We start from the raw sequence: 23888 nt of genomic DNA on the forward strand, positions 1-23888 counted from the left end.
AGACAGGATCGTCTGCCGAGGTAAATGCCATGGGTATGCGTGGAGAAGCGGGGAACGTTCAGAGCAGGGGAAACACGGTGCTGGTCCTGGCTGGGCTTTTGGCTGCGGCATTTTCTGCCGGAGTGGCCGTTGCGCAGAGCGACACGCAGGACAGTGCTTTCCAGTACGAAGAGCGCTCAACCATCCACACCATCCAGCTGAATTCCATGGAGGAAGAGACGCTGGCCAATACCGTTATCGAGGGTGGCCTTGCGGCACCGGCTGCGGGTGTACCGCTCAAACCCCGGGTTGAAGACGACTTCTACCTGGATCCCCTCGGCCTTCGACCCGGAGATAGCCGCACGGACCTTGGCCGATCACAGATTCCGGTGGAGTTCCGGTTTAGCAATCCGAAATCCATTCCCGGGCAGACCCACAGCAACAACTACGTGATCCGTCCACCCGAGAACCGCACCTACGACGCGCTTAACATCAATATGAATGAGCGCTGAGGCAGGATATCAGGCAGCAGCGCAGCCGTTACCTTCGACAGACGTCTTGCCCAGTACATCTTCATAGAAAAACGTCAGGGCCTGGCTGGCCTGATTGAACCGCGCCCGGGATACCCGCATACGATCGTTCAGGTACTCCAGAAACCGCTGGCGGTCTTCATTGGCAAGCGCATCCGGATCTTTCAGTTCGCTAAACAGCACGAATCGGGTGATCCAGTGAAGGTAGGTTTGCTCTGAGCGTTGATTGAGCTTGTGCTTGTGGATAGCGTCCTTGACCCGGTCCACAAGGCCTGGCTGGGATTGTTCCAGCGCCTCGCTGATGTCCATAAATAACTCTTCCTGATGAATTGGTGTTGTTATTTTGCGCGCATCTTATGACAAGCCATTTACGAGCGCAAAGCAAAATTCAGGAAGATTGACTCTGGTCATTTTTCGACCAGAGTCTGGGCGGGAAAACCGTCTATTTCAGGGCTTCAAGCTTGTCGATGTACTTCTGCATGGCCTCATCGCTCGACATGCCCTTGGCCTTTTCCCAGGCATCAAACTTGGCGCGGCCGACAAAATCCATCATGCCCGGGCGCTTGCCGGAGACATCGCCCTCGGTGGCCTGCTTGTAGAGGGCATAGAACTCCAGTTTCATTTCGTTGGACGGTTTGAAGTCGCCCTCGGCAGTCTGAATGTAGTTGACAGCTTCTTCGAAGCGGGTTTTCAGGTCACTCATGTTGAACTCCGTATGGTTTTACTTTGGTCCTGTTTGTTGGGCGAGTATAGCCACAGCCACCGGCTCCGTCATTGACTGAATCTTCGTAGGCCAGCGGCGGAAAGCAAATCCCGGGCATTCTGGCAAAAGCTTGCCCGGGCGCACATTCCGGAAAAATGCTGGCCAGTTTTTGCTTGAGAAAGGCATATGATCTGTGTAGAGTTTTGCCCGTTGCGTGCCAGGAGGGCGCGTACAAGGGATTGAACAATTGCAAATGATTTGCACAGGGAGCAAGCGCATGTCTTCAAAAGACGGTTCCGTCGCGCCTAAAGAGCGCATCAATATCAAGTATGTCCCCGCCACCGGAGATCAGCAGGCAGAAACCGAGTTGCCGCTGAAGATGTTCGTTGTTGGCGATTTCAAGGGACACGCCGAAGAAACCCCCATCGAAGATCGCAAGGCCATTTCCGTCGACAAGAACAACTTCCGTTCAGTCATGAAGGAAGCCGGCCTGACCCTTTCTACCACCGTAACCAACAAGCTGGATGAGGAAGCCGACGAACTGCCGGTAAACCTGGAATTCCAGACCCTTGATGATTTCTCCCCCGACAGCGTTGCCCGTCAGGTTCCGGAGCTGAACAAGCTGATTGAACTGCGGGAAGCCCTGGTGGCCCTGAAAGGCCCATTGGGTAACGTACCGTCGTTCCGCTCCAAGCTCCAGGAACTGCTGGACAACGACGACGCCCGGGACAAGCTGCTGGCCGAACTGGAACTGGCCACCGACAGCGACGAGTAAGCGAACGCTCGTTAACGACTTTCAACTTTTCAACACGTACTAAAAGGATGTGGTATGTCTGATACTACTGTGCAGCAATCTGCTGCCTCCGAGTCCGTTGCACAAGGCTCTCTGCTGGACCAGGTCATGGCCAACAGTCGCATGGCGCCGGCGGATGAGGGTTACGATGTGGCCCGCAAGGGCGTGGCAACGTTTATCGCCAATCTGCTGAAAAGCGATGAAAAAGGCCAGCCGGTCAATAAGGCTCTCGTTGACCAGATGGTGGTTGAGCTGGATCGCAAAATCAGCGCGCAGATGGATGAGATCCTGCATGCGCCAAAACTGCAGGAACTGGAATCTTCCTGGCGTGGCCTGAAGCTGATGGTGGACCGCACGGACTTTCGTGAAAACATCAAGGTGGATATCCTTCACGCCACCAAGACCGAGTTGCTGGAAGACTTCGAGTTCGCCCCCGACGTAACCCAGACGGGCTTCTACCAGCACATTTACTCGACAGAATATGGCCAGTTTGGCGGAGAGCCGGTTGGCGCGGTTGTCGGTAACTACGCGTTTACCCCGTCCACACCGGACATGAAGCTGCTGCAGTATGTATCTTCCGTGGGCGCCATGGCCCACGCACCGTTCCTGTCCTCCGTTGCGCCCTCGTTCTTCGGCGTCGACAGCTACCAGGAACTGCCCGCTATCAAGGAACTGAAAGCGGTTTTCGAAGGTCCGAAGTACGCCAAATGGCGCTCCCTGCGTGAGTCTGAAGACGCCCGCTACCTGGGCCTCACCTCACCGCGCTTTCTCCTGCGGGTACCTTACGATCCCACCGAAAACCCGGTGCGCAGCTTCAACTACAAAGAAGACGTGTCGGCGGACCACGAACATTACCTGTGGGGCAACACGGCCTACCTGCTGGCCACCCGCCTGACCGAAAGCTTCGCCAAGTACCGCTGGTGCCCGAATATCATCGGCCCGCAAAGCGGCGGTGCGGTGGACGACCTGCCGGTGCATCTGTTCGAATCCTTCGGCCAGCTGGAAGCCAAGATCCCGACCGAAGTGCTGATCACCGATCGTCGCGAATACGAAATGGCTGACGAAGGCTTCATTGCCCTGACCATGCGCAAGGGAAGCGATAATGCGGCCTTCTTCTCCGCCAACTCGGTGCAGAAACCCAAGCAGTTCCCCAACACCAAGGAAGGCAAGGAAGCGGAAACCAACTACAAGCTGGGTACCCAGCTGCCTTACATGATGATCGTCAACCGCCTGGCCCACTACATCAAGGTCCTGCAGCGGGAACAGATCGGCTCATGGAAGGAGCGCCAGGACCTGGAGCGGGAGCTGAACACCTGGATACGCCAGTACGTGGCCGACCAGGAAAACCCGCCGGCTGAAGTCCGCAGTCGTCGCCCCCTGCGCGCCGCACAGGTCACCGTCTCTGACGTGGAAGGCGATCCGGGCTGGTACCAGGTGTCCCTGGCGGTTCGGCCCCACTTCAAGTACATGGGTGCCAACTTCGAACTGTCACTGGTTGGCCGGCTGGACAAGGATTAATCCGTGTACCAGCACCCGGCCAGCGACGGATCGCAGGCCGGCAGCGGCAGCCTGTTCGAGAGACTGGAGCAGGCTGCCGAGCCGGCCGGCCAGAGCATGGGGGAGGTCACCCACGTTGTTGAATCCATCAAGCGCCACCTGGTTCGGTTGCTGAACGCCCACCCGGGCAACAGTGCCAGCGTACCGGACCTGGGCCTACTGGACTTCAACGACGCCACACTCGGTACCCACGATCTGAGCGTTCAGATCCGCGGGGCGATCCGACAGTGCATTGAGAAGTTTGAGCCGAGGGTGAAGCGGGTGGACGTCGTCAATCTGCCCCAGGGCCCGGATCCGCTGCAATTGCGGTTTCAGGTGACCGTATACCTGAATGTCGGCGCAAATGACGACAAAACAACCATAGATTTAGTATTGGATGACAAACGTTACTACCAGGTGGTGTAACGAAACGGATCAGCAAACACCAAGGATGGCGAGAGACGGTGGGGATGCTTTTCTGCAGGGAAAAAAATGTCTGAGCGCAGCGAGTTGTTTTTTCCCGGAAGAAAAGTATACCGACCGTCTCATACTCCCAAGGATGCGGTAGTTGTATGAAGTTAAATCGGTTCTACAGGGACGAGTTGAGTTTTCTCAGGCTGCAGGGCCGGGAATTCGCGGACGCCCATCCGCAGCTGACCCGGTTTCTGTCCGAGCAGAGCACCGATCCGGATGTTGAACGGCTGCTGGAGGGCTTTGCCTTCCTGACCGGCAAGCTGCGGGAAAAGGTCGAGGACGAGTTCCCGGAGATTACCCACTCGCTTCTGAACATGTTGTGGCCGAACTACCTGCGTCCGGTCCCAAGTTGCACGATTATGCGCTTTGATCCGCAGTTGCATGCCATCAGTGAACGCCAGCGGGTAGAGCGTCATACCGAGATCAAGAGCCGGCCCCTGGGCGATGCAACCCGCCAGACCCAGTGCCGGTTCCGCACCTGCCGGGCGGTGGACGTATTTCCCGTAAGCGTTGCCGCGGCTCATGCTGAGCACTCACGGGAAGTGTCCTCAGTGACCGTGGGCTTGGCGCTGCACACCGATCAGCCACTGTCGTCACTGGGTATGGACAGCCTGCGCTTTTACCTGGGCGGCGAGAGCCATATCGCCGACACCCTGTTTCTCTGGCTGAACCACTATCTGGAGCGCATCGATCTGGTGGTGGGCGACGCCGTTTACCGCCTGCCTGCCTCGCTGTTACAGCCTGTGGGTTTTGGCAACGATGAGGCTCTGCTGCCGTACCCCAAGAACGCCTACCCCGGCTACCGCATCCTGCAGGAATACCTCAGCTTCCCTGAGGCCTTCCGTTTCGTGGACATCCACGGCCTGGCCCGTCGGCTGCCGGCGGTGCAGGCGGACGAAATCAGCCTGCGTTTTCATTTCAACCGGATATTGCCGCCGGATGCGAAAGTGCGGGAGGACAATTTCCAACTCTACTGCACCCCTGCGGTGAACCTGTTTACCCACGAGGGCGAGCCGGTGGACCTGAACGGCCGCCAGACCGAATACCGGATTTCGCCTTCCAGCCGCTCCCCGGATCACTACGAGGTGTTCAGCATCGAGCAGGTGGAAGGCTGGCTGGAGGGGCGGTCCGGGCGCGGTGAGCCCCGCATCTACACGGCCTTTGAGAGTTTCCAGCATGAGGTGGAACGGGACCGAGGGCGTACCGCCCTGTACTATCGGGTCCGGGCCCGGGACAGCGTGCGCGGGGACGGCTTTGATCATTACATGTCGTTTGTCCGGGGCGACGAGTCCGAGTGCCTGAGCCGGCAGGAAGCGGTTTCCCTGACCCTGACCTGCACCAACCGCCAGTTGCCCAGCCAGCTGGCGGTAGGTGAAATCTGCATGGCGACCGAGAGCACGCCGGCGTTTGCCACCTTCAGTAACATTACCCGGCCCACCGCGACCCTGCGGCCGACTCTCGACGGCAGCCTGTTGTGGACGCTGATCTCGAATCTGTCACTCAATTACCTGTCCATGCTGGACGTGGATGCCCTGCGCACGGTGCTGCGGGTCTATGATTTCCGGGCTCTGGTGGACCGTCAGGCGGAGCGGGTGTCCCAGAAGCGTCTGGCCGGTATTACCGGTATCGAGACGGCCCCGGTTGACCGGATGGTCAAGGGCCTGCCGGTGCGGGGGATCCGCTCGGTACTGAAACTGGACCAGCAGGCCTTTGCATCGGAGGGTGATCTTTACCTGTTCGGCACGGTTCTCAGCCAGTTCTTTGCTCTTTACGCCAGTATCAACGCATTTCACCAACTGGAAGTGGTGAACACCGATAATCAGGAACGGTACACATGGACGTTACAGCAAGGTCAGCAGCCGCTGATGTAGCCGAGCTGCAACCCGTTCTGGGCAATGCGCGGCGATACAGTTTTTTCCAGCTGGTGGACCTGATTCACCGGCACCACGGGGATGATCTCGAGCGAAACAGCGACGACCAACCACGCCAGGAACGGATCCGTTTTTCCGCCTCCGCGGGGCTTGGGTTTCCCGGCAGCGATGTGGTTTCGGCGCTGTCGCCGGAGCACGAGCATGCCCCGTATCAGATGGAAGTCAGCTTTCTGGGGTTGCACGGCTCCCAGTCGCCATTGCCGGGCTATTACCTGGAGGATCTGGCCTGGGAAGCGGGGCAGAATCTGGGCATCCGGCGGCATTTTCTTGATTTTTTCAATCATCGCCTGGTCACGCTGTTCCACCGGGCGTGGCGCAAGTATCGCTACTACGTTCGGTTTCAACCCGGTGCCTCGGACGGCTTTTCAGAACTGATCTTTGCCCTGATCGGACTCGGCGACAGCCGGTTGCGGGAGGCAACACCGGTTAACTGGTCCAAGATGCTGGCCTATTCCGGCCTGATGGCCGGACGCAGCCGGTCGCCGGAGGTGGTGAGCGGCATCGTTGCCCATTGCTTCGATCTGGACGATGTCAGTATTGAGCAGTGGGTCCTGCGCAAGGTGGCCATCGCCGATGATCAACAGACCCGACTGGGCCAGGCCAACGCCTCTCTGGGCAGCGACACATTGGTGGGATCGGCCATTCGGGATCGCAGTGGCAAATTCGTGCTCCGGTTGCGGAATCTCAGCCGACAGCGCTTTGCGGATTTCCTGCCCAATGGCCAGGACCATCAGCGCCTGGTCAAACTCGTGGAGTTCGCTACACGGGAGCAACTGGCCTACGACCTGGAGCTTCAAATGCGTCCGAAAGACATCCGCCCCATGGAGCTGGGGGAAGATGTGCGGCTGGGCTGGAATTCCTTCGTGACCCCGGAAAAGGCTCGGCGCCGACCGGCGGTCCGGATTCAGATTCGCCGGTAAACCCGGCAGGGAAGGCATTCATGGATGAACAACAGGCTGCGGGCCTCAAGCTGACAGTCACCAATCCGACCGTTGCCGGCGGTGGTGCAACCATCGAGCACTGTTTCAGCATTCGCGGCGGCTCTATCGGTACAGCAGCCAGTGATACCTGGCGGTTATCCTCCCAGCGCACGGGTGCGGTTCCCGGCCACGCGGAGATCCGTTTTCTGGACGGCGGCTTCTGCCTGATTGATCGCAGTGGCCGGACCTACATCAATAGCGCAAGTCAGCCTGTGGGCCGGGGGCGTCGGGCACGACTGAACCATGGCGATACCGTCAGTATTGGCCGCTATCAACTTCGTGCGGAGTTGGCGGAGGCGGTTGGCGAACCGTTGCTTGAGAGCGGTGAGGCAGAGCAGGCCGGGCAACTGATTGATGTCGATGAAGGGCCGCTGGTGCGGGCCGAGGACTTAACCAGCCAGACCGAGAACCCGGAGCCGTTGCAGAATCTTGCCCCGGTAGCCGGGGAGGCAGCCAGTGATGACCCATTGGCGCCCTGGCACGGGCAGCCGGACGAACAGAAGTCGGATGTTGACGCGCTAATGGCCAGTGAGACCTGCTGGCGCGCCGCTGAAAGGCATGTTTCGGATGAGTACCGTGATAACCGCGACGTAGCGATGGGCCTACCCGCTCGCAAAGGAGGGAAAGACAGGATGTCTGAGATTGCAGAGAGCGCTGCTCGCCGGGAGGCTTCAGATCAGAGCAGCAAACACATCAGTGGTGCCCCCCTGTTGCGGGGTATGGAAGCCGGGCTGGACTTTGCTGACAGCGATGAGATGCGTCTGTTCCTGGAGGAAGCGGGGCAGACTCTGAAGGCGACCGTGGAAGGGTTGTTGGCGCTGCACCAGGGAGAAGACAGCAGGCATCAGGCGCTGCGAACCCGCCTGCAACCCATTGAGGATAATCCTCTGCGGTTGGGTGAGGGTTATGAAGATACGGTGCAGACCCTGTTCGCCAGCCATCGTAGCCCGGTTCACCTGTCGGCGCCGGCGGCGGTGCGGGAGAGTCTGCAGAGCCTGGATCATCACCAGCAGGCAACCCGTGAGGCCATCAGCAAGGCGCTGGAGGCCATCCTGCATGCCTTTTCGCCCGAGGCCTTGCTGCGTCGTTTCCATGGTTACCGACGGGGACTGCGCCAGAACGAGGACGAGGGAAGCTGGGCCTGGGATATGTACCAGCACTATTACCGAGAGTTGAAATCCAGTCGTCAGCAGGGATTCGAGCGTCTGTTCCAGGAAGTGTTCGAACAGGCTTACGACCAGAACCTGCGCCAACTACAGAGGGAGAACCCGTTGTGAAGACCTGCAAATGGAGTTTGCTGGCCATCGTATTCGTGCTTGCCGGATGCAGCACACCCTATAACGCGGTCACCAAAACCGCAAAAGTGCTCTGGGACCCGGATATCCCGGTGGGATACCCGGAGGATCTGCCCAGCCGGGTAGGTCTGACCATGGTGGCCGAACCGGATGTAAACCCGAATGAATCCCTGGCACCCACGCCCATTGCGTTTCAGATCATCGAGATGCGCGACAGCTCACTATTGATGGCCGGGGATTTCGACCAGCTGCTGAGTGACCTCGAGCCGTCACTGGGCCAGAACTATGTGGACCACAGCGATTACTCGCTGGTGCCGGGCCAGTTCAAGTTCATCGAACCCTTCGAGATTGGAGAGGACACCCGATTTATCGGCGTGATCGCCTTTTACGCTTACCCCAACCTGTCCCAGTGGAAGAAGGTGGTGAAGGTGGATCCAATCGGCGGCCGCTACAACCTGCTGGTGAACCTGCGGGAGCGGGAAGTTCAACTCAAGCATTCGGATGACACCTGATGGCGGTAACCAATCGAGTCGTCTGGAGTGATGGCCTGTTCATCAAGCCCCAACACTTCCAGCAACAGCAGCGATATCTGGAACACCAGATCAATGAAAGGGCGCTCGCGATCTCCGATTATCTGTATGGCTTCAGCGACCTGGAAGTGAATGCAGAGTACCTGAGTTTCGGCCGGGTTGGCCTGGTTCGGGCATCCGGGCTGTTCCCGGATGGCACCCGCTTCAGCCTGCCCCAGGACGACGTGATGCCTGAACCGATGGAAATCACGGATGCCACAGTGGCCAGTCAGGTCGTTTACCTGGCGTTGCCGCTGGGCAGTGAAAGCCTGGCGGAAGTGGAATGGCCAGACGCTCCCGTGGCCGGCCGGTTCCGTGCCGACTCCCGGGAAATCCGGGATCTGCATTCGATCGACGGCGATGCCCATACCATCGATGTAGGTCGCGTGGCTCCCCGCCTGATGCTGGAGCGGGAAGATCGCAGCGCCTATGCGGCCCTGGCTATCGGCCGGATTCTCGAAAAGCGCCCGGATGGTAGCCTGGTAATGGATCCGAACTTCATCCCCACCATGCTGAGCGTGCGAGCCGCACCCAGGGTGCAGAGATTTGTCGGTGAAATGGCGGGGCTGATGCGGGAACGGGCAAGCAATATCGCCGAGCGTGTTGGTGCACCGGGGCAGGGCGGCGTTGCCGACGTGGCAGATTTCATGTTGCTGCAGATGCTGAATCGGGCCCATCCCAGGTTCATGCATCTAGCCCGCCTGCGACAGTTGCATCCTGAACGGCTGTTCGAAGCCCTGCTCGAACTGTGTGGTGAGCTGGTGACCTTCACCGATGAAGGACGCTTGCCGAGGGAGTACCCGGCCTACGACCACGATCTGCCAGAGGATTGTTTTACCCCGCTCATGCAGGTTCTGCGGCAGTCCTTGAGCACGGTGCTGGAACCGAGGGCCCTGGCTATCCAGCTCCAGCAGCGCCAGTACGGCCTGACCGTGGCCCCGGTCCAGGATGCCCAGTTGGTCCGGGATGCGGAATTCATTCTTGCGGTCAAAGCCGACATGCCGCTGGACGATCTGCGCAAGCAGTTCACCCAGCAGTGCAAGGTGGCCTCGGTGGAAAAAATCCGGGATCTCATCAGCCTTCAGCTGCCGGGGATTCCGCTCGCCCCGTTACCGGTTGCACCCCGGCAGTTGCCGTACCACGCCGGCTTCGTGTACTTCCGCCTGGACGACCAGAGCCAGGCCTGGCAAATGCTCGACAACGCCAGCGGCTTCGCTTTCCACGTGGCCGGCAGTTTCCCGGGCATGGAAATGCAGTTCTGGGCAATCAGGAGCTAACTCATGGTAGATGCACAGGTAATGGACTTACCCAATGGCAGCAGGAATTCCGGCAGCAGTGCGTTCAGTGATCTGATTTTTGCCGACAGCCAGGGAGCAGCTGAGGGTAACAGGGAAGGCCAGGTCGACGAGCAGTTCCAGCTCAGGGGGGTGGAACATAACCGCCTGATTGACGCCGCCACACCCTTGATAGGTCTGGTGATCAGGATACGCAGGCTGGCAGATTATCGCGCGGTGGAAACCCTCTACCAGCAGGTGGTGGATGAGATAGCTGCCATCGACCGGGAACTGGTGGAGCGGGGTTACGACCGGCCGGTTGTTGTGGCCTATCGGTATGTCCTCTGCGCCTTCATCGACGAGGCCGTGCTGGGGACCGACTGGGGCGCCCATAGTGTATGGTCTCAGCACTCTCTGCTGTCCCGCTTCCACAACGAGACCTGGGGTGGGGAAAAGGTTTTTGCCATTCTTGCCCGGATGGAGCAGGAACCGGCCCGTTATCGCGACATGCTGTCGTTTATCTATCTGTGTCTCTGTCTGGGTTTCGAAGGGCGGTACAAGGTGATGGAAAACGGCCGGGATGAATACGACCAGATTGTCCGTGGCCTGCACGAGCAACTGAAAGCGTTGCAGGAGGAACAGGACCCGGCGCCTCTTGCGGATGCGGGGGCGAACGTAACGCCAACCCGGAACCGGTTGCGCAGCGGCATGCCCGTCTGGGGCATTGCAGGTCTGTTTGTGGCGGCCATGGCCGGCATCTACTCCCTGTATAACATGGCACTGAACGAGCGCATCACGGACGTATTGCGCGTACTCGACCAACTACCGAAATAAGGACATTAACGTGATTCGGGTAGAACTGCCGGCGCTGATTGGGCGCCTCAACGACATGTCACGCCAGGCGCTGGAAGCCTCCGCCGCCCTGTGCATCAGCCGCCAGGGCGCGGAAATCACTCCGGCCCATTTGCTGTTCAAACTGCTGGAAACGCCGTTCTCCGACGTGCGCCAGATTCTGGAGCACACCGGCATTGATTATCAGCAACTGCAACCGCTTGTTGGCGACAGCCTGAACGGCGAGGCGCAAAGCGCCGAGCCCTATCCATCATTCTCGCCGCTGCTGGTGGAACTGATGCAGGATGCCTGGCTGCTGGCTTCCGCCGAACTGGGCCACGCCGAACTGCGCTCCGGCGCCGTATTCCTGGCCCTGCTGATGAATGCCGACCGCTACCTGATGCCCCGGGTGGCACAGGCACTGGGGGACATCAACCGTGAGCAGCTGCGCAAGCAATTTGACCGGTTCACAGCCGGATCCGCAGAGCGGCTGGAACCGAGCGAGCACGAACCCGGGCAACCGTTGGCAAGCGCGGATCTGCACCCTCTCAAGCGCTACGCTACCGATTTCACCGGGCTGGCTCGGGAAGACAAGCTGGACCCGGTAGTTTGCCGTGACGCCGAAATCGACCAGATGATCGACATCCTCTGCCGCCGCCGCAAGAACAATCCTATTGTGGTGGGCGATGCTGGTGTGGGCAAAAGCGCCGTGGTGGAGGGCCTGGCTCTGCGCATCGTCAACGGTGACGTCCCGGACCGCCTCAAGAACGTCGAGCTCTGGACCCTGGACATGGGTGCCCTGCAGGCGGGAGCATCTGTTAAGGGCGAGTTTGAGAAACGCCTCAAAGGCGTGATTGAAGCGGTCAAAGGCTCCGCTACTCCGATCATCCTGTTTATTGACGAAGCCCATACCCTGATTGGCGCCGGTAACAGCGAGGGTGGTTCCGACGCCGCCAATCTGCTGAAACCGGCCCTGGCCCGGGGCGAGCTGCGCACCATCGCCGCGACCACCTGGCGCGAGTACAAGAAATACTTCGAAAAAGACCCGGCCCTGAGCCGGCGTTTCCAGCCGGTGGCACTGGATGAGCCCACACCCGGCGAAGCCGTCCACATCCTCCGTGGCCTGCGCACTGTCTATGAAAAAGCCCATCAGGTCCTGATCGCCGACAGCGCCCTGAAAGCCGCCGCCGACATGTCCGCCCGTTATCTTGCTGGCCGTCAGCTCCCGGACAAAGCCATCGACGTACTGGACACCGCCTGCGCCCGGGCCAGCCTGAATCTGAGCATGCCGCCCAGACGCCTGAGCCACGTCCGCAGCGAGCTTCATCAGCTGGCCATGGAACAGAACCTGCTGAGGCGGGAACACACCCTGGGGCAGACCGTGGATGCCGAGCGGGAACTGGAACTGGAACAGCGCATTGCCGGGATCACTGCTGAATCCGCAGCCCTGGAGCAACGCTGGAACGACCAGCGCGAGCTAGTTGCACGACTGGTGGAGATTCGTGAACAGTTGCTCACCGGCGAATCGCAGGCCGAAGCGGATACCTCTGAATTGACCGATGGGGATACAGAAGAACGACCGGACCTGAAAAGCGAAGCCGCCGCCATCGAGCAGGAACTGACTGAACTCCAGGCCGACGAGCCGCTGGTACACGCCCGAGTTGATGCCAGACAGGTGGCCGAAGTCATCGCCGACTGGACCGGCATTCCGGTCAATCGAATGACCACCGACGAACTGGAAAAAATCACCCACTTGCCGGCGTATCTGCAGGAGCACATCAAAGGCCAGGACACCGCCATCGACTGCCTGCACCAGCACCTGCTCACCGCCCGCGCCGACCTGCGCCGGCCCGGCCGCCCCATGGGCGCGTTCCTGCTGGTAGGTCCCAGCGGCGTCGGCAAAACCGAAACCGTGGTACAGCTGGCCGAACTGCTCTACGGCGGCCGCCAGTTCCTCACCACCATCAATATGTCCGAATACCAGGAAAAACACACCGTCTCGCGCCTGATCGGTTCACCGCCCGGGTACGTTGGCTTCGGCGAAGGCGGCATCCTCACCGAAGCCATCCGCCAGAAACCCTACTCCGTGGTCTTGCTCGACGAAGTCGAAAAAGCCCATCCGGAAGTCCTCAACCTGTTCTACCAGGCGTTCGACAAAGGCGAACTGGCTGACGGTGAAGGCCGATTGATCGACTGCAAAAACGTCGTCTTCTTCCTCACCTCCAACCTCGGCTACCAGACCATCGTCAACCACGCCGAGTCCCCGGCCAGCCTGGACGAAGCCCTCTACCCGGAACTGGCCAGCTTCTTCAAACCGGCCTTGCTGGCAAGAATGGAAGTGGTGCCCTACCTGCCTCTGGGGGAGGAAACCCTCAACCGCATCGTTGACGACAAACTCCAGCGCTTGGCGGACCAGATCAAGGCTCGTTACCACACCGAAGTGGAACTTCAGGACGGCCTGATCGATGCCATCCGCAGCCGTGCGACAAGAAGCGAAAACGGCGCAAGGATGCTTGAGTCGATCATAGAGGGTGAGTTGTTGCCGCCGGTTTCATTAGCGTTACTGGAAAAACTAGCAGCGAGGGAGTCGGTTACAAAGGTCACCTTGGGTGTTGAAGACGCCAGATTCACGGGAATGGTGGTTTAGGGCCACTCCAAAGAACCGCACGGTGTGCGGTTGGCGAACACAAAAGCATAAAAATCTTAGGGAAGAGAACCATGGGACGGATGCAGATGGAACTGCACACCGGCATCGACCTGGCGGCGGCCCTGATCCAGCAGGACAACCTACCGGATCTGCTGAAAACCGCCACAAGACAGCTGGAAAAAGCCTTCGGCCTGACCCGCTGCTGGGCACTCGAACTCGACCTCAGTGGCCGGACCCTGCACTGCAGTGACCTCGCCGAACAGGGCGAATTCGACTGCGGCGACTTCAGCCACCCCTTTGCCCACGTGCTGCAAACCGGCAAAGCCCGGGAACTTACCCGTGCCGCCAGCTACCGCCTGGACCACGTCGGCTTCCAGGCCCTGTTTGAGGCCAGCGACCGGCCGCGTTCCCTGTGGCTCGAGCCCCTCACTGGTAATGATGGCCGAACCCTGGGGATGCTCGTCCTGTGTCGGGACGAACCCGACTGGGACGGCATTACCGGCCAGCCTCTGTATTGTGGCCTGCGGCAACTGCTGGTTCATCAATGGATTACCCAGCTTCAGAGCCGCGACCAGGTCTGGCAACGCCGCCTGCTCAAGCGGTCACTGGATCATCTGCACGACGCCGAAACCGTTCGCACCCGGTGCGAACAACTGGCCCGAACCCTGGTTGGCAACTCCCAGGCCATGACCAGCCTCCGGGCCCAGATCGTCCGGGCCGCCGGCAGCCAGCTGTCCGTTTTGGTGCAGGGTGAAACCGGCTGTGGCAAGGATGTGGTCGCCCGCGGTATCCATGAACTGTCCGACCGGGCTGAAGGCCCGATGGTGGTGGTCAACTGCGCCGCGATTCCCGATACCCTCCTGGAAAGCGAACTTTTCGGGCATACCAGGGGAGCGTTCTCAGGCGCCGACCAGGACAAGCAGGGGCTTTTGGCACAGGCCAACGGCGGCACCCTGTTCCTGGATGAAATCGGCGACATGCCCATGGCCCTGCAGTCGAAACTGCTCCGGGTGCTGGAGAGTCGACAGTTTCGCCCGCTGGGGGCCCGCGAGGAACAGCATTCGGATTTTCGCCTGGTAGCGGCCACCCACCAGCCGCTGCAGGCCGGTATCGAAGACGGCAGCTTCCGGCGGGACCTGTTTTACCGCCTGAGCCAGTTTCCGCTGCGGGTGACGCCCTTGCGGGAGCGCCCCGAGGACCTCGAAGCCCTGAGCCGTCACTTTATCCGCCTGTATACCGAGCGTGAAGGGAGCGGGCCCATGGGCATTTCCAGCCACGCCCTTCACCTGCTGGCCGGATACGACTTCCCGGGCAATGTCCGTGAGCTGCGCAACATCATTGAACTGGCCTGCCTGCAGACCCCGGGCGGGGATGATATCCAGCCGGAAGTTCTGAGGATCAATGACCTGTTTGAAGAGTCCGATGGCTGGACCAGCGCACCCTGGGATGCCAGAGACAGAAATCCCGTTGATCTACCCGCTGTGGAAGAGATACGGGATCTTAAGGCCGCCGCACAGGCCTTTGAAGCGGCGATTATTCGCGAGCGTCTGCGCCAGTACGCTGGCAACCGGGCCCAGGCGGCGGAAAGCCTCGGCCTGCCAAAGCGAACCCTGGCCCATAAGTGCCTCAAGTACCAGGTGACTGACTCATGATTCCCCGAAAAGTGCGACTAATACGTCGCGTAGCGTCAGCTGTGGTGCAGGTTCTTCTGGTCGCTAATGCCTGCGCTGGCCAGCTTGAGGATGCACGCCTCTGTACCAGTGAGCCCCAGCGACTTGAACGGCTGGCCTGCTTTGACGAGGTTTTTGGCACGCCACTGGCGGCATCCGGCGAGGAACTCACGGCCCCGGATGCCCGGCGATCCGAGCGATGGCGACAGGCCTACGCCAGCCTTGATTCAGAAAATGCCGGTGCCGGCGTGCTTTACCGGAACACCGGACGAGCAGCTGGCCAACTGGTTACGGTTCCGGCTCTGGGGGTTCAACCTCCCAGACCTCTGCTGGCGCTTCAGTGCCACAACAACATCACTGAACTCACACTGATGCTGCCTGAGGCAATGGAAGAGGAGCGGGTTCAACTGGGGTTTGGCCGTCGACAGAACGCCTGGCGGGTGCGGGACAACGGTTTCGTGCTCAGCGGCGGCCGGGGACTGCCAGCCATTCGTACCGTGAAAGCCATGATTGACGGCACAGAGGCCCGCATTGACTCGCCCAACAGCCGTATTGATGGCCTGCTGTTTGATCTCTCGGGATACCGCCGGGCAATCGAACCGCTTCGCGAGACCTGTGGCTGGTAAATGCCGGCTGAACACAGCGATTCAGGACAGCAACATGCAGATCATTGAGCAACATCCCTACGTTGAACAGGTTGTCTCACCATTGCCCGGCGATTCGGGTGTGGGCCAGGCACTCGGAGACGATGCAACGCTCGAGTTTCTGGAAAACGAGATCATGAAGGTGGGCTCTCTCGCCCATACCGAGATTGATTGGAGCAAGGTTGAAAGCGATGCACTGACGCTACTCTCGGACCGCAGCAAGGATCTGAAAGTGCTCGGTTTCTTGTTAATCGCCCTGCAACGTGGCGGCGACGGTGAACGGTTCGCCCTGTCTCTGTACCTGCTGCACCGGATCCTGGACGAATGGTGGGAGCAGGCTTGGCCGTACCCCGGGGACAAAGGCAAGCGGGCCCGCAAGATGATGTTCACCCAGATGCTCCAGCGCGCCGGCAAAGGCGTAGACGCCCTGGCGTTCGATGGCAGTGTTGGCGACGGTCGGGCGTTCTGCCTTGAACTTCTGGCCAGATTGATGGACCAGGCCGCTGGCCGGGAATTGCCGGAGGAGTCACTGCAGGATCTTAAACGGGCCGTTGAAAAGCTGCCCAGGGTTAACGACGCCACGGCAGCCCCTGAGCCCCGACCGGTGGCAGCTAGGGGTAGCCAGGATTCGGGAACTGAAACGCCAGAGCAGAACCCCGCACCGTCGAAGCCTTCCCTTGGGGCACTCACTCTGGACCCGGGCGACGAGCGGGCAACCCGGCAGAGTCTTCTGAAAGTCGCGGACATGCTCACCGAAACCGGGCCGGACCAGCCTCTGGGATACCAGGTTCGCCGTTACGCCATCTGGCAAAACATCACCACCGTACCGCCGACGCGGGACGGAAAACGCACCGATCTTGCAGCAGTCAGCGCCGATCGTGTGGCTGACTATCGGGAAGCCCTGGAAAAATCCGCAGACCTGGCGTTGTGGCAGAAAATCGAGCAGAGCCTGTCGGTCAGTCCGTTCTGGCTGGACGGCCATTGGTTAAGTGCCAGGGTAGCGGCGGCCCTGGGCCATCATGCCTGTGCTGAAGCCATTCGTGTGTCTGCAAAGGAGTTTGTTGAGCGGCTTGCCCAGTTGCCGGAGTTCACCTTCAACGATGGCACCCCGTTCCTCTCCCGGGAGGCGGAAGAGTGGCTCTGGTCCGCGCCGGCGACCGGTGGTTCCGCCGGTAGCGCCAACGCCTGGGAGCAGGCTTATGACAAGGCCCGGGAACTGGCCGGGCAAAAGGGACTGGCTGCCGGGATGCAACTTCTGGAGGATGGGCTGGCGGAAGCGAGGGAGCCAAGAGACCGTTTTTACTGGCGTCTTGCCAGCGCCCGATTAATGAAAGACGCGGGCCTGAAATCACTGGCCACGCAGCAGATTCAGGATCTGCAAACGCAGGTTCGCGGGCTGGCTCTCACGGACTGGGAGCCAGCCCTGATAAGACAGCTTGAAAAACTGGGCTGATCCCCGGAACACACCAAGGAATCACAGCAGGAATGGATACCATGTGGAGAAAAGCTTTACTCATCGGTCGCTGGCTTCTGCCATACCTCAAGAACGCAGCCCCGGTCACCCTGACACTGGGCGTTATTGCCTTGCTGGTGGCCACCTGGTGGCTGGGGCCACGCTGGGAGCTGAATGGTGAGTTTCCATTGGCGGCCTGGCAGATGCGGGCCCTCGTAACCCTGGGCGTTGTCCTTGTGGTCGCGATGGTGTGGGGCATGGTGCTGGCGCGCCGCCTGCGCAAGGTGAATGTCAAACAGGCCGAAGTGCAGAAGGAACAGGAAGATCCTATTCTGCCCATGGAGCGCAAGCAACAGCGCCTGCTGGATCGCCAGCTGGCGGCCCTGAAAAGCAACCTCCCCGGCCGCAAAGGCATTTACCGGCTGCCCTGGTATCTGGCGATGGGCCTTGAGGATGCTGGCAAGACCAGCCTGATTCAACGCTCCGGGCAGACCTACACGCTCACCAACGTAACCCGTAACAATCGGGTGGATCGCAATGCCTTCGGTTTTGACTGGTGGATCGGCGATGAAGGCGTGCTGATCGATCCGGATGGTGAGCTGCTGAGCCAGAGTCATGGCGAAGGCGCCGGCGCGGAGATCCAGCAGCGTCTTTGGCATCATTTCATTGCCTGGCTTGAGCGAAATCGCCCGCAGCGCCCCCTTAATGGTGTTGTGCTGGCCATTGATCTGGCCAGTCTCAGCGTGGCAGACCCCGGCCAGAGGCGGGATCGGGCCATCCTGTTGCTAACGCGCCTGCGGGAACTGATGGAGCAGATCGGCTCCCGCCTGCCCGTTTATGTCACCTTCACCAAGATGGACCTGCTTTACGGTTTTGGCCCGCTGGTGCGGACCCTGAGTAAGCAGGACAAGGAGCGGGCCCTGGGCTTTACCTTCAGCCTCGAAGGCCAAGTGGATAACGACGATTGGCTGAACCAGTTCGCCGACCGATACACCGCCATGGTTGAGCGGCTTTCCGATCGCTTGCCGGACGTTCTGGCCAACACCCGGGATGTCGAGGAACGGGCGGCGGCCTACTCCTTTACCCGCCAGCTTGCCGGCTTGAAGCCTGTTCTGGAGCATTTCCTGACCGACCTGCTGTCTGCGGATGTGTTCTCGACACCGGCGATGGTTCGCGGCACCTACTTCACCTCGGTGTTGCAGGAGGGCGTGCCGGAAGATGCCTTTGTCTCAGCGGCTGCCGCCAATTACCAGATTGCCGGGCCCATTCAGCCTGCTCAACGGGCAGGGCAGTCCGCCACGCTGTTTACCCGGGCACTGTTCCCCGAGATCATCTATCCCGAGGCCGGCCTGGCCGGTGATAACCGACGGGTGATTCAGTCCCGGCAACGCCGGCTGGCCGTGGCCGCCGTGGTGGCTGTGTGTGCCGGTGCGGGCATCACCGCCGGCTGGCAGCATTTCTTTATCAAGAATGCAGAGGCCGCGACCGCCGTGGAAACCCGTGTTCAGGGATTCATCGATAACTGGCAGCCGGTGGGTTTTGAGCCGGACAATACCGGCCGGAACCTGCTCGGCCCGCTGGATGAACTTCGTGAGGCGACCCTGGCCTTTGGCGACCACCGCCGGAACTTGCCGTTGCTCAGTGATATGGGCCTTTACCGTGGCCATGAGGTGGGCCCGGAAGTGGAGGAATCCTACCTGGACATGCTGGCATACCAGTATCTACCAGCCCTGATGTTCGGTGTGATGGCCGAGATGGGCCAGGCGCCGGACAATAGCACTGAGCGCCTGGAGCATCTGCGGGTGTTGCGCATGCTGTATGACGCCAGTGGTCGTCGGGACGATATTGTGACCCGCTACATGCAGAACCACTGGCAGCAGGCATTCCCCGGACAGAGTGAACTGCAGCAGCGGCTACTGGGTCATCTGGACTATGCCATGGCGCATACCGATCTGGCACAGCTCACTCGCGAGGGCGATGCGGTTGCCGATATGACCCTGGCGCCGTTTCGTAGCAGTGTCGAGTGGGCACAACACGAGCTTGGCCGGATTGCCACGCCAGACCGGGTCTATCGGGATCTGGAAATTGAAGCAGAACAGGAATTCCGGGCACCACTGGAACTGGCCAGGGCATCCGGGCCGGCATTCAGCACGGTGTTCACCCGGGTGGATGGTTATGGCGAGCCGTCCGACTCGGGGGCAGCGGTGGAGGAAGACCCATTGACCATCCCCGCGTTGCTGACCCGGGAGGGGCTGGAAAAGTGGTTCCTGCGCAAGTCCGGCTCGGTAACGGAGCTGGCCCTGGTGGACGCCTGGGTGCTGGGCCGCCGGGACAACGTTGATTTCAGCAAGGCGGATGAAGCCAGACTGCTGGCCAGTTTGCAGACCCTCTATGCCGAGCACTATGCCGAGGCCTGGCGTACTGCCTTGAGCCGAATCGATATTCAGCGGTTTGAGGACCTGAAGCACGGCGTACGTATTCTGGAGAGCCTGACCAGCGGCCATGAGCCCCTGGCAAGCCTGCTCGGGCAGGTTCGCCGTAACACGCGCCTTGTGCCTGCGGCAGAAGGGGAGAGTGCCGCAGCCCGGGAGCTTCTGGAGCAGTCGCCCCATTTCCGCATGCTGCAGGATATTGAACGGCAGTTTGCGGAGCTCAACCAATTGACCCGAAAAAATGGTGACCAGCCTACCGGGCTCGAACAGATCATGCTGGTGGTCGGGGAACTTCACGAGTACATGCGAAACATCCAGGAAGCGCCAGACAAGGGCAAGGCTGCGCTGGCCGCTGCCCGGGCCCGCATGGGCCTGCAGGGAGCTGACCCGATCTTCACCCTGCAGCGCATGGCCGACAACCAGCCGGAGCCCCTGAGCCGGCTTCTGAACCGGTTGGCCACGGAAACCTGGCGAGTGGTTCTGGACCAGGCGGTGGCGCAGCTGGAGCGTGAGTGGTACCGCGAGGTGTATCAGCCCTTCCAGCAGAATCTGGCCCGCCATTATCCGTTTAATCCGGACTCTGGGCGGGATGTTGCATTGCAGGACTTTGAACGGTTCTTTGCCCCGGACGGCGTATTAGATGCCTTCTATCAGGACAACCTGAAACTGTTCCTCGAGGATCACCCGGAACAGGTGGGCGATGCCCGACGTGCCGGCCTGGTGCGCGGTGCGGTACTGACTTCCCTGGAAAATGCCGACCGAATCCGCAGGGCCTACTTTACCCGGGGTGGCTCCCTGGATGTGGAGTTCGCGCTGGAACCGCTCAATCTCTCAGCCAACAAACGTCGCAGCGTGGTGAATATGGATGGCCAGTTGGTTGAGTTCAGCCACGGGCCGCGCCAGAGTATTCCGCTGGTCTGGCCCAATACCCTGCGGGACTCTGTTGAGAGCCGTATTACCCTGGTGCCGGTCCAGGTGAACCGTTCACCCCGAAGCCTCTCGGAAAGCGGCCCCTGGGCTCTGTTCCGACTGCTCGATAAAGCCGACATTACCGGCGTGAGCAGCAGCGCGGTGGATGTCCGGTTTAGGGTTGACGACGGGGAGATGCGTTATCGCCTCCACGCGGCCAGCAATACCAACCCGTTCACACAGCAACTACTGGCGGGGTACCGCATACCCCGGAGCTTGTATTAAACTAGGCCCGCCCTGATGAGAGCAGGACGTTTTCATCAGGGCTGAGCCTTCGCACAGGATGGTGCGAAAGCCCGGACTTTCTTTTTTCTTCAGGGACCGAAGACATGCCCCAGGCAAGCGGACTGCAATTCACCGCCACCATTGGCGAATATTCCTCTGATCACTTTTCCGTTGTTGGCTTTGCGCTGACAGAACGGCTGTCTGAGCTGTTCCAGGGACGTCTTGACCTGGCCAGTACCGATCCGTCTGTTGGCGCCTCTAACGTGCTGGAGCAACCGGTTGATCTGGTGGTCTGGCGGGACGGGGCGCCACTGCGTCGCTTTACCGGCGTGGTCAGCGAATTCGCTCGCGGCGATTCCGGCCATCGGCGTACCCGCTACGAACTGGTTTTCCGGCCACCGCTCTGGCGCCTGGCGCTGATGCACAACAGCCGTATTTTCCAGAACCGGGGCACGGATGAGATTGTACGTACCCTGCTGGAGGAGCGGGGGGTCGTCGATACCGTCTTTGACCTAAAGCGCGGCCCCGAGGAGCGGGAATACTGCGTCCAGCACCGGGAAAGTGATCTGACCTTTGTTGAACGTCTGGCTGCCGAGGAAGGCTGGCACTATCGCTACCAGCATGGCGGCCTGGATGGCCAGGAGCCACCTGCCCTGATTTTTGCCGATCATCATCGCGATTCGCCCAGGCTTAAGGCTGCCCCATACAACGGAAAAGCAGGAGGGAGTGCCCGAACGCCCTGTGTGTTCCGGTTTGCGTACCGGGAGCGAGTACGCCCCGCATCGGTCGCCATAAAGGATTACACCTTCAAAAACCCGGCTTACGCCCTGATGCATGAACAAGCTGGCGACCAGATCCTCCACCGGGCGGACTACCAGCACTACGATTACCCCGGCCGATTCAAACAGGACGCCAGTGGCCGGCCGTTCACTGAAGCCAGACTGGAGGCCCTGCGCAGCGACGCCAGCACAGCCTTTGGCGAAAGCAATCGCCCGGATTTTGCACCTGGGGCCAGGGTGCCCCTGACCAACCACGACAACGAAGCCGTGAACCGCGACTGGCTTCTCACAGCGATCACCCATACTGGCTCACAACCCCAGGCCCTGGAAGAAGAGGGTGGCAGCGAACCGACGCGTTACGGCAACCACTTTAACGCCATCCCTGCAGACCGGAGCTGGCGGCCGCTGTGTGAACACAAACCGCTGATGGATGGTCCCCAGATGGCAGTGGTTACCGGCCCAGAAGGCGAAGAAATCCATTGCGACCAATACGGCCGGGTGAAAGTACGATTTCCCTGGGATCGCTATGCGGCCAATGACGAACACAGCAGTGCCTGGCTCCGGGTCAGCCAGGGTTGGGCCGGCGGCGAGTATGGTTTCACCGCGCTGCCGCGGATTGGTCATGAAGTGATCGTTTCCTTCCTGGACGGCGACCCTGATCAGCCCATCATCACCGGCCGTACCTGGCACGCCACCAACACACCGCCTTACTCGCTGCCGGAACACAAAACCCGCACCACCCTGAAAACCAAAACCCACAAGGGCGAGGGCAGTAACGAGCTTCGGTTTGAAGACGAAGCTGGCGAAGAACAGATCTACGTTCACGCCCAGAAAGACCTGGCTCTGATCACGGAGAACAACCGCACTGAAGTCATCAGGAACGATCGCCACCTGACCGTGGGCAACGACCGCAAGGCCCACATCAAAGGCAATGACCACGCCACGGTGAACGGTGAAAAACGGGAGAAAACCGGCAAAGACCGTAGTTTCAACGTCACTGGTACGTTGCACCTGAAAGCCGGCACGGCCTGGCTAACCGACTGCGGCACCGAACTGCACATCAAGGCCGGCCAGAAAGCCGTTATTGAAGCCGGTGCGGAAATCACCCTCAAGGCTGGTGGCAGCTTTGTGAAGATCGACCCCAGCGGTGTGGCCATGGGTGGCGCGGCGATCAAGCTGAATGCTGGAGGGGCTCCGGGTAAGGGGAGTGGGCAGAAGGTTCAGGTGCCAAAGAGACCGGAGTTGGTGACGGCGGCTGGTGGGGTTGTAGCGCCGGCTGAAGTGGCGGAGGTGGGGCAGCGGCCAATTGCCGAAACAGTGGATAGAAATACGCTCCTGACTGCGGCTGCTGAGCGCGCACCAGCAATAAAAACATGCCAGAAAAAACAGGATGGAAGCTGCGATGTCGACAATTGCCCCTGCGTTGCCTAGCCGTGAATGTCTGGAGACATTTCAGGAAGCAATTCGTGAATGGCAGCTTCAGTCGAGCCAGCGTTGCCTTTTAATTATTGATGCGGCCCAGTTTGACGAAAATGAAATCGCCGATGCGTTGTATGCTAAATGCAACGAACCGAGCTGGTGCTGGTTGTTTGAGAACAGTCCACTAGAAACCTTCGCAGATGCAGGGCCAATCATCATTGAGACGGTGGCTGACAGTCCTTTCTGTCAGCATGCTCTGACACAATGGGCTGAGAAGGGATTGTTGTTTTTGTTTACCGAAAGTGACGTTGATAAAGCCGTTGCTGGTTTGCGCGGCATGCTGTCGGTTGACCTGGAAACGGCGGGCCCATGTTTGCTCAGAACTTATGACACTCGATTTCTTCAGGTGTTATCCGCCTGTCAACCCGATCTGATGGCAGAATTAGCCCCGGTCGATAGTCTATGGATCTGGTCTGTCGATCTCTTGGACCACGTGCAGTGGTCAGGGTTTCAGTCAACGGGCGCGGCCGAACAGATTAAAGCCCACAAAGGTCGTGACTTTGAGCGCTTGCTGACGTGGGTCGCTGGCTGGCCTGCCTGTTTGCCTTATGTAGCCAGGGACCGGCATGCAGATGCCTCGACGCTTACTCGTTTCATCGTCAATCAGTGGCATTCGGGGTTGGCCTGGGACGATCAATCAGTAGAGCTTGAGACGCAATGGATAGCGTTTCGCGAATCATCATGAAAAGGATTTC

19 protein-coding genes are annotated in these 23888 nt (G+C 60.0%); 17 read left to right on the plus strand and 2 right to left on the minus strand.

Annotated elements, in window-relative coordinates:
- Positions 1-29: 29 nt before the first annotated feature.
- Complete coding sequence (locus ACWJ62_RS09300; RefSeq protein WP_449285920.1) at positions 30-491, plus strand: hypothetical protein; 462 nt, start codon at positions 30-32, stop codon at positions 489-491.
- A gap of 9 nt (positions 492-500) precedes the next feature.
- On the opposite strand, the gene ACWJ62_RS09305 is transcribed toward ACWJ62_RS09300, so the two are convergent.
- Together ACWJ62_RS09305 and ACWJ62_RS09310 are read right to left on the minus strand one after the other, a co-directional pair.
- Complete coding sequence (locus ACWJ62_RS09305; protein WP_449285921.1) at positions 501-818, minus strand: site-specific integrase; 318 nt, start codon at positions 816-818, stop codon at positions 501-503.
- Between the two features lie 133 nt (positions 819-951).
- Positions 952-1212 carry an acyl-CoA-binding protein gene (locus ACWJ62_RS09310; protein WP_088558750.1) on the minus strand — a complete coding sequence of 87 codons (261 nt, stop codon included), beginning with the start codon at positions 1210-1212 and terminating at the stop codon, positions 952-954.
- A 277-nt stretch (positions 1213-1489) separates the two neighbouring features.
- On the opposite strand from ACWJ62_RS09310, the gene tssB reads away from it, so the two are divergent.
- The 16 genes from tssB to ACWJ62_RS09390 all read left to right on the plus strand — a co-directional run bounded on the left by tssB (position 1490) and on the right by ACWJ62_RS09390 (position 23878).
- Positions 1490-1987 (plus strand): type VI secretion system contractile sheath small subunit, encoded by a 498-nt coding sequence (tssB, locus tag ACWJ62_RS09315; RefSeq protein ID WP_449285922.1) that lies wholly within the window; start codon positions 1490-1492, stop codon positions 1985-1987.
- 54 nt (positions 1988-2041) lie between these two features.
- The gene (gene tssC, locus ACWJ62_RS09320) at positions 2042-3523 is read left to right on the plus strand and encodes a type VI secretion system contractile sheath large subunit (RefSeq protein ID WP_449285923.1); all 1482 of its coding nucleotides are present in this window, start codon (positions 2042-2044) and stop codon (positions 3521-3523) included.
- Positions 3524-3526: 3 nt separating this feature from the next.
- Entirely contained in the window at positions 3527-3967 is a 441-nt protein-coding gene (gene tssE, locus ACWJ62_RS09325) for a type VI secretion system baseplate subunit TssE (RefSeq protein WP_449285924.1), read from the plus strand.
- Between the two features lie 146 nt (positions 3968-4113).
- The gene (tssF, locus tag ACWJ62_RS09330; protein ID WP_449285925.1) at positions 4114-5886 is read left to right on the plus strand and encodes a type VI secretion system baseplate subunit TssF; all 1773 of its coding nucleotides are present in this window, start codon (positions 4114-4116) and stop codon (positions 5884-5886) included.
- Entirely contained in the window at positions 5850-6866 is a 1017-nt protein-coding gene (gene tssG / locus ACWJ62_RS09335; RefSeq protein WP_064229632.1) for a type VI secretion system baseplate subunit TssG, read from the plus strand. Before tssF ends, tssG begins: the two co-directional genes overlap by 37 nt.
- A 20-nt stretch (positions 6867-6886) precedes the next feature.
- Positions 6887-8203, plus strand: coding sequence for a type VI secretion system-associated FHA domain protein TagH (gene tagH / locus ACWJ62_RS09340; RefSeq protein WP_449285926.1), 1317 nt, complete (start codon positions 6887-6889; stop codon positions 8201-8203).
- The gene (gene tssJ / locus ACWJ62_RS09345; protein ID WP_449285927.1) at positions 8200-8733 is read left to right on the plus strand and encodes a type VI secretion system lipoprotein TssJ; all 534 of its coding nucleotides are present in this window, start codon (positions 8200-8202) and stop codon (positions 8731-8733) included. Before tagH ends, tssJ begins: the two co-directional genes overlap by 4 nt.
- Positions 8733-10067, plus strand: a complete 1335-nt coding sequence (tssK, locus tag ACWJ62_RS09350; protein WP_449285928.1) for a type VI secretion system baseplate subunit TssK — start codon at positions 8733-8735, stop codon at positions 10065-10067. Before tssJ ends, tssK begins: the two co-directional genes overlap by 1 nt.
- Positions 10068-10070: 3 nt before the next feature.
- Positions 10071-10898: a type IVB secretion system protein IcmH/DotU gene (gene icmH / locus ACWJ62_RS09355; RefSeq protein WP_449285929.1), complete on the plus strand. Its 828-nt coding sequence runs from the start codon at positions 10071-10073 to the stop codon at positions 10896-10898.
- 10 nt (positions 10899-10908) lie between these two features.
- A complete protein-coding gene (tssH, locus tag ACWJ62_RS09360; protein WP_449285930.1) occupies positions 10909-13542 on the plus strand; it encodes a type VI secretion system ATPase TssH in 2634 nt (877 codons plus the stop codon).
- 80 nt (positions 13543-13622) lie between these two features.
- Entirely contained in the window at positions 13623-15194 is a 1572-nt protein-coding gene (locus ACWJ62_RS09365; protein WP_449286172.1) for a sigma-54-dependent Fis family transcriptional regulator, read from the plus strand.
- On the plus strand, positions 15191-15838 hold the full coding sequence (gene vasI, locus ACWJ62_RS09370) for a type VI secretion system-associated protein VasI (protein ID WP_449285931.1): 648 nt from the start codon (positions 15191-15193) through the stop codon (positions 15836-15838). The genes ACWJ62_RS09365 and vasI overlap by 4 nt, the downstream gene beginning before the upstream one ends.
- Positions 15839-15872: 34 nt before the next feature.
- Positions 15873-17309: a type VI secretion system protein TssA gene (gene tssA / locus ACWJ62_RS09375; protein WP_449285932.1), complete on the plus strand. Its 1437-nt coding sequence runs from the start codon at positions 15873-15875 to the stop codon at positions 17307-17309.
- A 32-nt stretch (positions 17310-17341) separates the two neighbouring features.
- On the plus strand, positions 17342-20935 hold the full coding sequence (tssM, locus tag ACWJ62_RS09380) for a type VI secretion system membrane subunit TssM (RefSeq protein WP_449285933.1): 3594 nt from the start codon (positions 17342-17344) through the stop codon (positions 20933-20935).
- A gap of 104 nt (positions 20936-21039) precedes the next feature.
- The gene (locus ACWJ62_RS09385) at positions 21040-23145 is read left to right on the plus strand and encodes a type VI secretion system Vgr family protein (protein WP_449285934.1); all 2106 of its coding nucleotides are present in this window, start codon (positions 21040-21042) and stop codon (positions 23143-23145) included.
- Positions 23117-23878: a DUF4123 domain-containing protein gene (locus tag ACWJ62_RS09390; protein ID WP_449285935.1), complete on the plus strand. Its 762-nt coding sequence runs from the start codon at positions 23117-23119 to the stop codon at positions 23876-23878. The genes ACWJ62_RS09385 and ACWJ62_RS09390 overlap by 29 nt, the downstream gene beginning before the upstream one ends.
- Positions 23879-23888 lie beyond the last annotated feature (10 nt).

The organism is Marinobacter sp. PE14, assembly GCF_053566155.1.

Excerpts from the sequence above, each read along its gene's own strand:
- ACWJ62_RS09300 (WP_449285920.1), top strand. The coding sequence starts at position 30 with ATGGGTATGCGTGGAGAAGCGGGGAACGTTCAGAGCAGGGGAAACACG.
- ACWJ62_RS09305 (WP_449285921.1), bottom strand. The coding sequence starts at position 818 with ATGGACATCAGCGAGGCGCTGGAACAATCCCAGCCAGGCCTTGTGGAC.
- ACWJ62_RS09310 (WP_088558750.1), bottom strand. The coding sequence starts at position 1,212 with ATGAGTGACCTGAAAACCCGCTTCGAAGAAGCTGTCAACTACATTCAG.
- tssB (WP_449285922.1), top strand. The coding sequence starts at position 1,490 with ATGTCTTCAAAAGACGGTTCCGTCGCGCCTAAAGAGCGCATCAATATC.
- tssC (WP_449285923.1), top strand. The coding sequence starts at position 2,042 with ATGTCTGATACTACTGTGCAGCAATCTGCTGCCTCCGAGTCCGTTGCA.
- tssF (WP_449285925.1), top strand. The coding sequence starts at position 4,114 with ATGAAGTTAAATCGGTTCTACAGGGACGAGTTGAGTTTTCTCAGGCTG.
- tssG (WP_064229632.1), top strand. The coding sequence starts at position 5,850 with ATGGACGTTACAGCAAGGTCAGCAGCCGCTGATGTAGCCGAGCTGCAA.
- tagH (WP_449285926.1), top strand. The coding sequence starts at position 6,887 with ATGGATGAACAACAGGCTGCGGGCCTCAAGCTGACAGTCACCAATCCG.
- tssK (WP_449285928.1), top strand. The coding sequence starts at position 8,733 with ATGGCGGTAACCAATCGAGTCGTCTGGAGTGATGGCCTGTTCATCAAG.
- icmH (WP_449285929.1), top strand. The coding sequence starts at position 10,071 with ATGGTAGATGCACAGGTAATGGACTTACCCAATGGCAGCAGGAATTCC.
- ACWJ62_RS09365 (WP_449286172.1), top strand. The coding sequence starts at position 13,623 with ATGCAGATGGAACTGCACACCGGCATCGACCTGGCGGCGGCCCTGATC.
- vasI (WP_449285931.1), top strand. The coding sequence starts at position 15,191 with ATGATTCCCCGAAAAGTGCGACTAATACGTCGCGTAGCGTCAGCTGTG.
- tssA (WP_449285932.1), top strand. The coding sequence starts at position 15,873 with ATGCAGATCATTGAGCAACATCCCTACGTTGAACAGGTTGTCTCACCA.
- tssM (WP_449285933.1), top strand. The coding sequence starts at position 17,342 with ATGGATACCATGTGGAGAAAAGCTTTACTCATCGGTCGCTGGCTTCTG.
- ACWJ62_RS09385 (WP_449285934.1), top strand. The coding sequence starts at position 21,040 with ATGCCCCAGGCAAGCGGACTGCAATTCACCGCCACCATTGGCGAATAT.
- ACWJ62_RS09390 (WP_449285935.1), top strand. The coding sequence starts at position 23,117 with ATGTCGACAATTGCCCCTGCGTTGCCTAGCCGTGAATGTCTGGAGACA.